Origin of the sequence: Actinomyces sp. oral taxon 181, assembly GCF_018370895.1 — a bacterium.
Lineage (GTDB): Bacteria > Actinomycetota > Actinomycetes > Actinomycetales > Actinomycetaceae > Pauljensenia.
The window spans coordinates 1-12,808 of sequence record NZ_JAGYZL010000022.1 but is presented as its reverse complement, the minus strand read 5'-3'; the positions used below and the strand labels follow the sequence as shown (position 1 = coordinate 12,808).

The following is a 12,808-nucleotide window of genomic DNA, read 5'->3' as shown; positions in this document are numbered from 1 at the left end:
AAAAACAAAAAACAAACACACTATCGAGTTCACAAACAACACCCCCACAAACCCAACCAAACCCACCAAAAACCAGCAGGAAAAGCCAAGAAAGAAGGCAACCACCACAACCACAAGGCCGCGGCGACGAAAGAAAAATCTACACACCCAACCCCCACCACGTCAAACCAAAACCACGTGAACCAGCACACAAAAGCAAGTGATACCGCCATTTCTGAATGACCAGCCAGCAAACATTCACCAAATAACGGCTAAATTTCAATGCGATACATGCGTATATCAACAAAAGCAGGACCTGCCTCACAAAGAGGCAGGTCCTGCGATTTATGGTTGAAGCGGATCTTTTCAGAAAGGAGCTACGCTACCAAAGCGCACCCACTTCCCGCGAAACTTCACTCCCCTAACTCAGCGAGCATCCATGTGCTCTTGAACGGGGATATCGATGGTCGGAAGGTCATGGACCGCCTGACGCACTGCCTTCGAGACTGCACCGGGGACGGCCTCGTTGAAAACACCGGGGATGATGTAGTTGGGTGAAAGCTCGTCGGGGCTAATCACATCGGCAATTGCGTTTGCAGCGACGCGAAGAACCTCGGTTGTAATCTCCTTGACCTTTGCATCCAGGAGCCCACGGAATAGACCGGGGAAGGCCAGAACATTGTTGATCTGGTTCGGGTAATCACTACGACCGGTCGCAACGATTGACGCATACTGGGCGGCTGCAATCGGATCAACCTCGGGAGTCGGATTTGCAAGAGCAAAAACGATCGCACCCGGAGCCATCTTTGCGATATCCGAAGGCTCCAAGATGTTTCCATGGGAGACACCAATGAAGACATCGGCATCAACAATGCCTTCCTTCAGGCTGCCATGGACCATGCGCGGGTTCGTATTCTGCGCCAACCATGCACGTGAGGGGTGCATACCCTCAACATCATCACCTGCAAGTGCACCGGTACGACCGTAGCCGACAATGTCTCGCGCGCCTTGAGCCAGCAGGAGCTTGATGATAGCGGAACCCGCTGCACCAACACCGGAGACGACGATACGCACATCCTCAATCTTCTTGTTGACGAGCTTGAGTGCATTGATCAACGCTGCCAGCACAACGATTGCCGTGCCGTGCTGATCATCGTGGAAAACCGGGATATCGAGCTCTGCGCGCAGACGCTCTTCAATTTCGAAGCACCGGGGAGCAGAAATATCCTCGAGGTTGATTCCGCCATATGCGGGCGCGATTGCCTTAACAATCGAGATGATTTCTTCAGTGTCCTTGGTATCAAGAACAACAGGCCACGCATCGACATCACCGAACTGCTTGAACAGAACGGCCTTGCCTTCCATCACGGGAAGAGCAGCTTCAGGGCCGATATCGCCCAAACCAAGAACCGCGGTACCGTCCGAGACAACGGCGACAGAATTGGCCTTCATGGTCAACAGGTGGGCCTTAGAAGGCGTGTCATGAATCGCTGTGCAGACACGTGCAACACCGGGGGTGTATGCGCGAGAAAGATCGTCACGGTTACGCAGAGGAACCTTGGGCTTCACCTCGATCTTGCCGCCGACGTGGGCCATGAAGGTCTGGTCTGCCACGGAAGAGGTGTGAACACCTTCAAGGTCATCGAGAACTTTTTCAACCTCGCGGCGATGTTCGGAATCACGCATGTCGCAGGTGAGGTCAATAACGATGCGACCACGGTCAGAATCGGCAACATCAAGGCCTTTAATCTGAGCACCGGTAGCAGAAACGGCATCCACAATCTGCGAAACCGAAAGGTTGGCTTCGTCGACTTCAAGACGGTAGGACGCGGTGTATGACGGAGAAGTACGCATTGGTCACCTTTGCATATCCGATTGTTTTGAGGAGAGCCGACAAGGACTCCTCCCCCATCGTAGCCGCGCCAGTGCGCGGGTGCAGCAGTGTCCATTTTGAGCCTAATTTCCGAGGCCGTGGTATGAAGTCCCGATTCCTCGCTCCCTGCGCTCCTCGGTCCTTGACAGGCATGGAAAGGGCCCGGCCTGCTGCACAGACCGGGCCAGGGGCATTTAATCAACGAAGGATCAAGCGCCAACCATTTCCATAATGAGTTCGCGAACGCGGGCAGCATCTGCCTGGCCACGGGTAGCCTTCATCACCGCACCGACAAGAGCGCCGGCGGCCTGAACCTTGCCGCCCTTGATCTTCTCGACGATATCGGGGTTCGCGTCCAGCGCTTCCTGAACGGCTGCAGTGAGTGCACCATCGTCAGAAACAACTTCAAGTCCGCGTGCAGCTACGACCTGCTCGGGATCGCCTTCACCCGCAAGAACCCCCTCAAGGACTTGGCGAGCAAGCTTGTCGGTCAGACGACCGCTATCAACCAAGGACTGGAGCTGTGCGATTTGTGCGGGAGAAACCGGTAGGTCCTCAAGCGCAACCTGCTTGTCCTTCGAGTAACGAGCCAGCTCACCCATCCACCACTTACGTGCAGCTGCGGGATCAGTTCCGGCTTCGACGGTTGCCTCGATGAGTTCAAGCGCACCCGCGTTGATGACGTCGCGCATTTCCTTATCGGCAAAACCCCATTGCTCGCGCAAACGGCGCCTCTTGGCGACCGGAAGCTCAGGCAGGGACTGACGCAGGGATTCAACCCATTCCTCAGAGGGAACGACCGGGACAAGATCCGGTTCGGGGAAGTAGCGGTAATCTTCTGCATCGGACTTTTCACGACCAGACGAGGTCGTTCCGTCTTCCTCGTGGAAGTGACGGGTTTCCTGAAGCACTGATCCACCGTCAGCCAAGATCTGCGCCTGTCGCTGAATCTCGAAACGAACGGCGTTCGCGATACCCCTGAAAGAGTTCACGTTCTTGGTTTCGGTTCGAGTCCCCAAAGGAGAGCTCGGGGTCGGACGAAGAGAAACGTTGATATCGGCACGGACATTTCCGCGCTCCATACGCGCCTCAGACACGCCAAGGGTACGGAAGATATCACGCAGTGCCTGAACGTATGCAGCGGCAACCTCTGGTGCTCGCTCCCCTGCCCCTTCAATAGGACGGGTCACGATCTCAACCAAGGGGACACCCGCACGGTTGTAGTCAACCAGCGAGTGGTCCGCACCCTGAATACGACCATCCGCGCCACCGATGTGAGTGTTCTTTCCGGCATCTTCTTCCATGTGCGCACGCTCAATCTGAACGCGGAACATAGTGCCGTCCTCTAGCTCAACGTCCACATAGCCGTCATAAGCGATGGGCTCATCTGACTGCGAGGTCTGGAAAGCTTTCGTCAAATCCGGGTAGAAGTAGTTCTTACGCGCGAAACGGCAGCTCTTGGCAATTGAACAATTCAATGCGAGGCCGATCTTGATCGCGTATTCGACTGCCTGGTGATTGACCACGGGGAGCGAGCCGGGAAGGCCAAGCGACACTGGGGTCACGTAGGTATTCGGGTCGCCACCGAAGGCATTGGGGGCCGCATCGAACATTTTGGTCGCGGTACCCAACTCGACGTGAACTTCAATTCCGAGAACCGGATCGAAGGAAGCGGTAGCCTCCTGGTAATCCATCAGCTCAGTCATCACTTTTCCTCCCACTGCGCTGCGGGGCAATTACCCGCGATATCGCCACTGAGTTGCTCAACGAGGCTTGCGACTTCATACATCTTGAGGTCGTGGTGAGCCGGAGCAAGAATCTGGAATCCAACGGGAAGGCCCTCGGCACTGACGGCGTTGGGAACACTCATCGCAGGAATTCCGGCCAGGTTTGCAGGGATGGTCGCGATGTCATTGAGGTACATCGCCATGGGATCATCCATCTTCTCTCCGAAACGGAATGCCGTTGTCGGACAGGTCGGCGAAACCAGAACATCGACCTCTTCAAAGACACGCGCAAAGTCGCGCTGAATCAGGGTACGAACCTTCTGCGCACTTCCGTAGTAGGCATCGAAGAAGCCTGCAGACAGGACGTGAGTGCCCAAGATAATACGGCGCTTCACTTCATCGCCGAAACCGGCTTCACGAGTCGCTGCCATAACGCGCTCTGCGGTAACAGGGCCTTCGCTGGGCTCGACGCGAATGCCATAACGCATACCGTCGAAACGTGCCAAGTTCGAGGAAACCTCAGCCGGCATAATCAGGTAGTAGGCAGCAAGAGCGTAATCGAAGCTCGGGCAGGAAACCTCAACGATTTCAGCACCGGCGGCACGCAACTTCTCAACGGTCGCGTTGAAGGCCTCGAGAACATCATCTTGGTAGCCCTCACCGGAGAGTTCGCGGACAACGCCAACGCGCAGCCCCTCAATCTTCCCGTCCTTAGCAACCCGAGTAACACTTTCAGAGAGTGCAGGAACCGGCTCATTCAGGGACGTCGAATCGTGGGGATCGTAGCCACCAATCACCTCGGTCAGTGCGGCCGCATCCTCAACCGTGCGGGTGACCGGGCCAATCTGGTCCAGCGACGAGGCCATAGCGATCAGTCCGTAACGTGAAACTGCGCCGTATGTGGGCTTTGCCCCCACAGTTCCCGTCACAGCACCGGGCTGACGGATCGAACCACCGGTATCAGAGCCCAAAGCCAGCGGCGCCATGAAGGATGCAACAGCAGCAGCGGAGCCACCTCCGGAGCCGCCGGGGATACGATCAAGATCCCACGGGTTTCCGGTACGGCCGTAAGCGGAGTGCTCGGTCGACGAGCCCATAGCGAACTCGTCCATGTTGGTCTTACCCAAGATCGGCATTCCAGCCTTGTGCAGAAGCTCGACGACGGTTGCATCGTAGGGAGGAAGCCATCCCTCAAGGATCTTCGACGCACAGGTCGTGGGAACGCCTCGGGTCACCATGTTGTCCTTGACCGCAATAGGCACGCCTGCCAGGCGAGGCAATTCTTCCCCAGCGGCACGACGCGCATCCACGTCGGCAGCAGTTGCAAGAGCACCCTCACGATCGACATACAGGAAGGCGTGGACCTTGGGGTCAATCGCATCGATGCGATCCAAGCACGCCTGAGTGAGCTCAACAGAAGTGATTTCACCGCTATGCAGCAGGTCAGCAAGCTCGCAGGCGGACTTCTTCAACAACGGATTCATCAGTCCTCCTCCAAAATCTGCGGAACCAAGAACATTCCGTCTTCTTGCGCGGGGGCCTGCGCCAAAACCTCGTCGCGGTCAAGCGTTGGGCCAACGACGTCTTCACGCCACACATTCGACAGCGGAATGGGGTGCGAGGTCGCGGGCACATCCGGGGTTGCAACCTCGGAGACCTTTGCAACGGCCTCGGTAATAACGTCTAACTCACCAGCAATTCTGGTGATTTCTTCCGGTGTAAGTGCAATTCGAGCCAATCCCGCCACACGGGTGACCTCATCAGTACTGATCCTTGCCATAACAAGGATGATACCCGCCCGGGCCGCACCTCTCATACCATGCCCATCGTTGGCAACTTTTGAGTAGGCTTAAAACATGTCTCATCATCGACCGTCTTTTTCTTCGCGCACCCTCAAGGCACTGAAAATTACCGGCGCAGCGCTTGTGGGTGCCCAGGCAGCGGCACTGATCGGCGTCCATGTCGTTGATAGGCTCCGTAAAGACCGCGTTCCGCAGGTCGCAGGTGGTTTCCCAACTCTTCCTCCATTAGACACCGAGGTTGATGGGACGAAGGTTCGCACCTATACCGAGGGCACCTCTCTTTATGAGGACATGCTTGAAGCGATCACCTCAGCAGAGAACTACATTTTCTTTGAATCGTATATTTGGCGCTCAGATGCGTGGGGCAAACGTTTCAAATCGGCACTCCTTGCCGCCGCACAGCGCGGGGTTGACGTCCACATCGTCTACGACGGCTTCGCCGTCATGAACCAAGACCCATTCTTTTACGTCTTCCCCAAGACTCCCCACCTCTACATCCGACGTTTCCCCGAAATCCGTTCGGGAATGTTCACCTTCAATCTGCGTAAAACCGGTCGCGATCACCGCAAGATCATGGTCATCGACGACCGCGTCGCCTTCGTTGGCGGGTACAACATTGGCGATCCTTTCGCCCTCGAATGGCGTGATACCCACGTGCGCGTAACAGGGGAAGCAGTTGCGGAGTTGAAGTACGGCTTTATTGACTTCTGGAATCACTTCAAGCGTCGCGGACAGCCTAAACTTCCGCGCAGTCGAGCCCCCAGGTGGGCCAGCGATGTCTCACTGGCCTTCAACCAACCTTCACGCCTGCTCTACCCCGTTCGCGGCCTCTATATCGACGCAATCGATCGGGCACAGCACTCAATTCGCATCACCAGTGCGTATTTCATCCCTGACCGCGAGATTTTCGAATCCCTGGTACACGCAGCGCGTCGAGGTGTCCGGGTACAGATTCTGATCCCCGAGTATTCCAACCACATCCTCGCCGACTGGGTTGGGCGTCCCTATCACGGGCCGCTGTTGAAGGAAGGGGTGGAAATCTGGCTGTACCAAGATGCAATGATCCACTCCAAGACCATGACAATTGATGGAGTCTGGTCAACTGTCGGAACCGCAAATATCGACAGGCTTTCCCTGCAGGGCAACTACGAAGTCAATGTCCAGTTCCGTTCGCAAGCCTTCGCAGCGACGATGGATCGGATCTTTGAGCTTGACCTGACCAATGCGCGCAAGCTTACTTTCGAGGAATGGGAAGAACGCTCGCTACTCACCCGAATTTCCGAGCGTCTTTTGCACCCCTTCGAATTTATCGTTTAGTCATCGAGGGCGGCCAGCCCACGCTCAAGTACCCGCTCAAAATAGCTTTCGTCAACAACGGGCACTCCCAGGGCCTCGGCTTTTGCGGCTTTCGATCCAGCACCGGGCCCCGCGATGACCAGCGACGTCTTCTTCGATACCGATCCCGAGGCCTTTCCTCCTCGGGCAACGATCGCTTCCTTCGCGCCTTCTCGCGTATAGCCAGGCATTGCTCCTGAAACGACGATCGTTAGTCCTTCGAGGGTCTGTTCAATATCCTCGCGAGCTTCATCTTCCATACGGACTCCCGCAGCTTGCCAGGCGCGAACGATTTCCACATGCCAATCTACTTCGAACCATTCGCGCAAAGATTGAGCGATTACTTGGCCAACACCATCAACTTCTGCCAATTGTTCGACAGAAGCCTCCATTAAGAGATCCATCGAGGGGAAAGTCATAGCCAGAGCGGAGGCAGCAGTTGGCCCAACATGGCGAATTGAAAGCGCAACCAGAATGCGTGCAAGTGGACGTTCTTTTGCGGCCTCAATCTGCTCGAGCATCATCTCCGTGGTCTTTGAAGGAGTGCTCTCAAGTGGGGTATAGACTCCGCTATTTCCCTTCTGTTTCCATGCCTTAGTCCAAAAATATCGAACCTGCGTCCAGTCCCCGGTTTCTTGACCTTCCTTCGTCACAGGCTTCCACACCATGACATCGCGAAGTCGTTCAGCATCGAGGCTGAAAACATCACTTTCTGAGGACAAAACAGGCTTTTGGACAGAAGGCAGAAGAGCCTCGGCATCACCGATCAGTTCACCATGCGTCAATTCAGCAGTCTTTTCCATGCGCAGTGCGGTCCCGTTTTCCAGGAAAACAGTCCGTCCTGCCGCGAGCGCGGCGGCTACCTCATCGCGATTGGCCTCGGGCTGGGTAAGGGCAAGCGCGGCCTCGTCCCCAAGTCCTTCGATGTCCAAGGCAGAGCGGGCACCCAAGTGGGCAATCCGCTCGGTTATTTGTGCCGGGCAGCCCGCTTGGTTTGGGCAACGAAGATCCACATCCCCTTCCTTCTGGGGAGCCAGCTTCGTCCCACACGAAGGACAGTTTTCCGGCATGACGAAGGGATACTCACTGCCATCGCGGGCGGCGACTACGGGGGCGACGATCTCGGGGATAACATCCCCAGCTTTCCGCAAAACAACAAGGTCACCAATCAGAACGCCTTTTCGTGCAACTTCACTAGCGTTGTGCAAGGTTGCGCGTGAGACGTGGGAACCGGCAACGAGGATACGCTCCATAACGCCGTACGGTGTCACGCGCCCGGTACGACCCACTTGGACTCGGATATCAAGGAGTCGGGTATTAACCTCTTCGGGTGGGAATTTATAGGCAGCGGCCCAACGGGGAGCGCGCGAGGTCGTCCCCAAACTTGCCTGAATCGCACGATCATTAATCTTGACGACAACCCCATCGATTTCATGTTCCAAAGAGTGTCGTTGAGCGCCCAATTCACCGATACGCTTCTCAATGGCCTCGCGACCACGAAGGAGCTTGGTGTGAGGAGAGACCGGCATTCCCCAATTTTTCAGGCACTCAAACCATCCAGATAAGGTATCGGGCTCCGTGAAGCCGCTATCTCCGGCTTCGACAAAACCAATGCCGTGCGCCAACATTGCAAGAGGACGTTCAGCGGTTTTCTTCCGGTCTTTTTGACGCAAAGATCCCGCAGCGGCATTACGTGCGTTCACAAAGGGCGCCTCACCCTTGCGCACGCGCTCAGCATTAAGAGATTCAAAATCCTTCGTTGGAAAGTAAACCTCGCCGCGGATTTCAACGCGGGCGGGAACCAAGCCCCTCAAACGATGAGGAATACACGAAATTGTCCGGACGTTGGCGGTGACATCTTCACCAACCCATCCATCGCCTCGCGTCGCTGCGCGATTAAGTACTCCATTTTCATAGAGCAAATTGACGGCAAGACCGTCAATCTTCACTTCGGTGAGCATGTCCAGATCGCTACGGCCCGTGTCGTTAGCCATTCGGGTTTCCCAGCCTGCGAGCTCTTCCAAAGAGAAAACATCGTCCAGGCTGGTCATCTGCTGGAGGTGTTCGACGGGAGCAAAAGCTTCCGAAGCCGCACCTCCAACCTGAGTGGTCGGAGAATCTGCACTGCGATACTGCGGATATTTCGCCTCAAAGTCTTCGAGTTCGCGGTAGAGCTTGTCATACTCTGCATCCGACAAAACAGGAGCATCACGGTTGTAGTACGCCGCTCGAGCATCATCAACTTCCTGAATGAGTTGATGGTAGCGGTCAACTAGCTGGCGTTCCTCTTCACTCATGCTTGTCATTGTGTCATCTCCATTCAGGGTGCGCTTGTTCCCCACACGCAGATCTTCTTGTTGGTCCTCCTCTTTTTGTTGCTCCTCCACAGGTTGGACGAAGCATCGGCGTTTTCCACAGCTTTGCCCTTTCGCGAGCATGAGCACGACGACTGTCGAATGCTGAAGGGTGAAGAGAAACTGTCCACACGCAAGCGCACAGTTCACGTGCTTTCGCAGGGATGTTTTTGGGAGGTGATCACACACGTGGGAGATTTCCCCTTGACACCAACGCTTCTTCAAGCTGCCCTTCGCTCCTCGTGGCATTTTGCCTGCGTGAGTGGGCCAAACATTGGACTTGTTGTTTCTCCCCTGGGGTACCCTCAAGAATTTCCAGCGCAGATACAAATCTTCACCAATCACCGAAGCCGCGAGCGCATAAGTTTCATTCTCCGCAGTGAGGATGCACGAATATGGATTCGCGCGACGGCTTTCACACCGTGGCGACGCCTACGTCCAGAGCGCGTATATACCCCCGTCAAAGGTATGCAACTCAAAGTAGCTGGCCGATCTGCCACTGACTATTACCAGTTGCGCCAACGGCCGCGTGATCTTTCTTTTCCTTCTTCTTCCCGCAATTCAAGGCACCTACCTACGATGTCCTTCATTGGCATTGTTCCGCTTCTACTTTTCATGGCGTTTCGCATGTTCGTCATGGGGGCCTACGGCGGCATGTCGCTTCTTCTATTTGCCCTTCCCCTCATCAGCATGTCGATCATCGGGATAGTAGTCATGAAACGACGAAAACCCAGGCATCGCATTGACGCAGCGGGGCTTGCACTTCTTCTTGAAGCTGCAGCTCCTTCCATCTCAGAATCTTCACCCCTTCTGGTCTATCCCAACCAAATTGGGCGCGGGAGGGGTCACGCGGTTTCTCGCGCTGGCGGGGAAACGTATCTTGGTTTTCTTGGCCCCGAGGCCAAGTTAAGTGCTTTGTGGTGCGCGGCGCAGCTAGCGGCACAGTTGGGAGGAGCACGGGTAGCCGAAGGCCCTGATGAGCTTATCGATATCGGAAGGCGGAAATCTCTTGCCCAGGGTTCCATTCATTCCGACCCCTGTCGTATAAGCATCAGAATTCACGCTCCGGGTGAAGATGAAACCGGGGACGAGGACATTCACCTTGCTTGGGCACAGCATTTCAGTGAACTTCCAACGTGGTGTCACGCAGTGATACCCGCTTCCCGAGCACCGGTGTCTTTGGCCTGGTGGAAGATGCTGGGTAGAGACCCGCTATCCGGTTCTATTCCTCAACACGTCGGTTTCGATGAACTTCCATTTGAAGTAATCGATAGCGATGAGGGGTTACGGACACCGATTGGGAAAGACGCCTCAGGAATTGTCGACATCGACCTCGTGAAGCACGGACCTCATGCCCTTATTGCCGGCACGACAGGTAGCGGAAAGTCAGAGGCACTTCGAACGTGGCTTCTTGGATTGTGCACGAGCTACTCCCCTTCACACCTCCGCTTGGTTTTGGTGGACTACAAAGGCGGGTCTGCCCTTGCTCCCCTTACCGCGCTCCCCCACACTGAAAGCGTTTTGACCGACCTTAACCTCGGTCATTCCTCGCGCGCTCTCAGAGGTCTCGCGTCATGCATCGCGACGCGAGAAGCACAATTTGCACAATACGCAGTCAAGGACCTCTCACAGTGGCGTGAGCGTTTTCTTCAGGGGTGTGTGCCTCCTCCACCTCCACGGATCCTCATCGTTATTGATGAATTCCAAGTGCTTGCCGATCTACATCCGGAAACCCTCGAAACCTTCTCAAGGCTCGCGGCTCAGGGGCGTTCTCTTGGTTTGCATTTGATCTATGCGACCCAGCATCCCGGTGCTTCAATCAACGCTCACATGCGAGCTAACACAGAACTACGAATTGCACTGCGGAGCATCTCTGAATCTGATTCACACAGCGTCATCGGCAACGCAGAGGCCGCGCACCTTCCTCGCATTCCCGGCAGAGCATTGCTCGGTTCCGGAAAACCTGTCCAATTTGCGTATTGCAGGAATATTGAGCAGATCATTGCTTCGATTTCGAAGAAGCAGTCAGCTTCCATTGGAGCGCCTTTGTGGTGTCCTTCTTTACCCTCCCAACTCACACGCGACGATCTCGATCAGGTGGATTCTTCTGAACGGGGCATACACATTGGGCTCATCGACGGGATCGAAAATGGTGCACACCGATGCCTTACGTGGCAACACGGAAACATTATGATGAGCGGTTCTGGGAGCTCGACAAACAAACTTGCTTTACTTGTCCGTTCATGCGCCACGACCTTGAGCGATGCGTTGGGCTTCCCCCTTTGCGGAGTCTCGATTGATTCGGGCACTCCGCATTCGGCCGCAACCTCACCCGACTACCTGATACGTGACATCGTGGATTTTGGGGTCCTCTGCGAAGACCTTTGTCATCGCGCTCCTTGCGTTATCTGGCTCGAGGATATCGAAGGGACCCTGCATATGTTGGAAGAGTGCTTGGGAGTGCTTCGCGCTCATGATCTATGGGGTCAGTTCACTCGCTCATGCGATGGCGTCAACATTGTTCTCATTGCGAGCGATGTTTCAGGTCGATTCACCTCACGCACGCTTTTTGGTTCCTATGAGCATATTTGGTATGAGATTCCCAATCTCCAAATTGCGGAAAGCTGCCCAGCAATCCGGGGAGCCGAGTGTACAGATTTGCCCGCTCAACTTTGGAGCAGTGCTCACAAGTCTTTACTCTGCTTATGCACCGACTCAGTGAAGCCCTCTTTACCGTTGAGCATCCCATCGTGGAATCAGATACTTCACGACTGTCAGGCGCAATTAGGCAACGCAGCGCCCCGGCAGATGAACTCCTGCTCTTCTCTTCCTTTGGCGACACTCGACGCATCCGCTTTAGCCCAACAAAGACCTCGCTTCCCGATCACTCCAGCAACTGCCCAATCTAGAGTTGCTTCACTTACCAAAACCGACCCTGACATGCGAATTCATTCGTATATCATTCGTTACGGCGCGCAATTAAAACGATTCTTATTTTCTGAAAAGAATTGCACATTTATCGGAGAAGATAATTCGGCATTAATTGACGCTCTTAAAGAGATAAATGCTGGTTGCATCATTCACCATTTCGAACACTCACAGTGGATGAGGGCACTTGAAAACCGCACCGAACTGCTACTTTTCGCAAATCCACCCAAAGAGGCGCTTCGATTCATCGCCCAGAATTGCCAGAGTTTTCCCAGTTCTTTATATGCACATTCTTGGAATTCTTATTCTGGGGTAATTGTTCATCATGGCATTGCTGGGCGTTTCGTCCTGACTCTTAAATAAAGTGACGTCTTGCACATCGATTTATGTTTTTTATGGCCTCTTGACTCTTGATATACACTCGTCAATCCCTGAAACTAAGGACTGTTGTTTTTGTTCGGTGCGGGCATGCCTTGCCTGCACTTATGCTCTTGAAGGAGTACCCATAATGGATTGGCGGAGTAAAGCCGCATGTCTCAGCGTCGACCCAGAACTCTTTTTCCCAATCGGGAATACGGGTCCGGCCATCGCACAGGCGGCTGAAGCCAAGGCAGTTTGTCGCGAATGCACAGTTCAAGCAATCTGCCTGCAGTGGGCACTCGACAACAATCAGGACTCTGGCGTTTGGGGAGGGATGAGCGAAGAGGAACGTCGCTCCCTCAAGCGCCGCGCAGCGCGCGCCCGCCGTATGTCCTGAGAATTGCCTGCACACATGAGTGGTGGGGGGGGCGGGGGCGGTGCCCCCCCCCC

General features: G+C 55.0%; 9 protein-coding genes. 4 read left to right on the top strand and 5 right to left on the bottom strand.

The annotated features are described in order from the left end of the window. The coding region (locus tag KHW85_RS08170) for a hypothetical protein (RefSeq protein ID WP_291459530.1) at positions 1–222 on the top strand (222 nt) is incomplete at its 5' end. A 183-nt stretch (positions 223–405) separates the two neighbouring features. Here the strand turns inward: KHW85_RS08170 and KHW85_RS08165 are convergent. The 4 genes from KHW85_RS08165 to gatC form a co-directional block, all read right to left on the bottom strand. Further along, entirely contained in the window at positions 406–1,833 is a 1,428-nt protein-coding gene (locus KHW85_RS08165) for an NADP-dependent malic enzyme (RefSeq protein WP_291459529.1), read from the bottom strand. A gap of 228 nt (positions 1,834–2,061) precedes the next feature. Beyond that, complete coding sequence (gatB, locus tag KHW85_RS08160; RefSeq protein WP_048713436.1) at positions 2,062–3,558, bottom strand: Asp-tRNA(Asn)/Glu-tRNA(Gln) amidotransferase subunit GatB; 1,497 nt, start codon at positions 3,556–3,558, stop codon at positions 2,062–2,064. Beyond that, positions 3,558–5,063, bottom strand: coding sequence for an Asp-tRNA(Asn)/Glu-tRNA(Gln) amidotransferase subunit GatA (gene gatA, locus KHW85_RS08155; RefSeq protein WP_291459528.1), 1,506 nt, complete (start codon positions 5,061–5,063; stop codon positions 3,558–3,560). Before gatA ends, gatB begins: the two co-directional genes overlap by 1 nt. Continuing rightward, the gene (gatC, locus tag KHW85_RS08150; RefSeq protein ID WP_019127204.1) at positions 5,063–5,359 is read right to left on the bottom strand and encodes an Asp-tRNA(Asn)/Glu-tRNA(Gln) amidotransferase subunit GatC; all 297 of its coding nucleotides are present in this window, start codon (positions 5,357–5,359) and stop codon (positions 5,063–5,065) included. Before gatC ends, gatA begins: the two co-directional genes overlap by 1 nt. Positions 5,360–5,435: 76 nt before the next feature. Here gatC and KHW85_RS08145 point away from each other — a divergent pair, with 76 nt between their 5' ends. Further along, positions 5,436–6,698, top strand: coding sequence for a phospholipase D-like domain-containing protein (locus tag KHW85_RS08145; protein ID WP_291459527.1), 1,263 nt, complete (start codon positions 5,436–5,438; stop codon positions 6,696–6,698). Here KHW85_RS08145 and ligA read toward each other — a convergent pair. Then, complete coding sequence (gene ligA / locus KHW85_RS08140) at positions 6,695–9,013, bottom strand: NAD-dependent DNA ligase LigA (RefSeq protein WP_291459526.1); 2,319 nt, start codon at positions 9,011–9,013, stop codon at positions 6,695–6,697. The two genes, KHW85_RS08145 and ligA, sit on opposite strands and share 4 nt — an antisense overlap. Before the next feature lie 636 nt (positions 9,014–9,649). Between ligA and KHW85_RS08135 the strand changes: the two genes are divergently transcribed. Further along, positions 9,650–12,361, top strand: a complete 2,712-nt coding sequence (locus tag KHW85_RS08135; protein ID WP_291459525.1) for an FtsK/SpoIIIE domain-containing protein — start codon at positions 9,650–9,652, stop codon at positions 12,359–12,361. A 145-nt stretch (positions 12,362–12,506) separates the two neighbouring features. Further along, a complete protein-coding gene (locus tag KHW85_RS08130) occupies positions 12,507–12,755 on the top strand; it encodes a WhiB family transcriptional regulator (protein ID WP_291459524.1) in 249 nt (82 codons plus the stop codon). Positions 12,756–12,808: the final 53 nt, after the last annotated feature.

What these genes read in the sequence shown, in the direction of transcription:
- KHW85_RS08130 (WP_291459524.1), top strand. Translation starts at nt 12,507, where the DNA reads ATGGATTGGCGGAGTAAAGCCGCATGTCTCAGCGTCGACCCAGAACTC.
- KHW85_RS08135 (WP_291459525.1), top strand. Translation starts at nt 9,650, where the DNA reads ATGTCCTTCATTGGCATTGTTCCGCTTCTACTTTTCATGGCGTTTCGC.
- gatB (WP_048713436.1), bottom strand. Translation starts at nt 3,558, where the DNA reads ATGACTGAGCTGATGGATTACCAGGAGGCTACCGCTTCCTTCGATCCG.
- gatA (WP_291459528.1), bottom strand. Translation starts at nt 5,063, where the DNA reads ATGAATCCGTTGTTGAAGAAGTCCGCCTGCGAGCTTGCTGACCTGCTG.
- KHW85_RS08165 (WP_291459529.1), bottom strand. Translation starts at nt 1,833, where the DNA reads ATGCGTACTTCTCCGTCATACACCGCGTCCTACCGTCTTGAAGTCGAC.
- gatC (WP_019127204.1), bottom strand. Translation starts at nt 5,359, where the DNA reads ATGGCAAGGATCAGTACTGATGAGGTCACCCGTGTGGCGGGATTGGCT.
- ligA (WP_291459526.1), bottom strand. Translation starts at nt 9,013, where the DNA reads ATGAGTGAAGAGGAACGCCAGCTAGTTGACCGCTACCATCAACTCATT.
- KHW85_RS08145 (WP_291459527.1), top strand. Translation starts at nt 5,436, where the DNA reads ATGTCTCATCATCGACCGTCTTTTTCTTCGCGCACCCTCAAGGCACTG.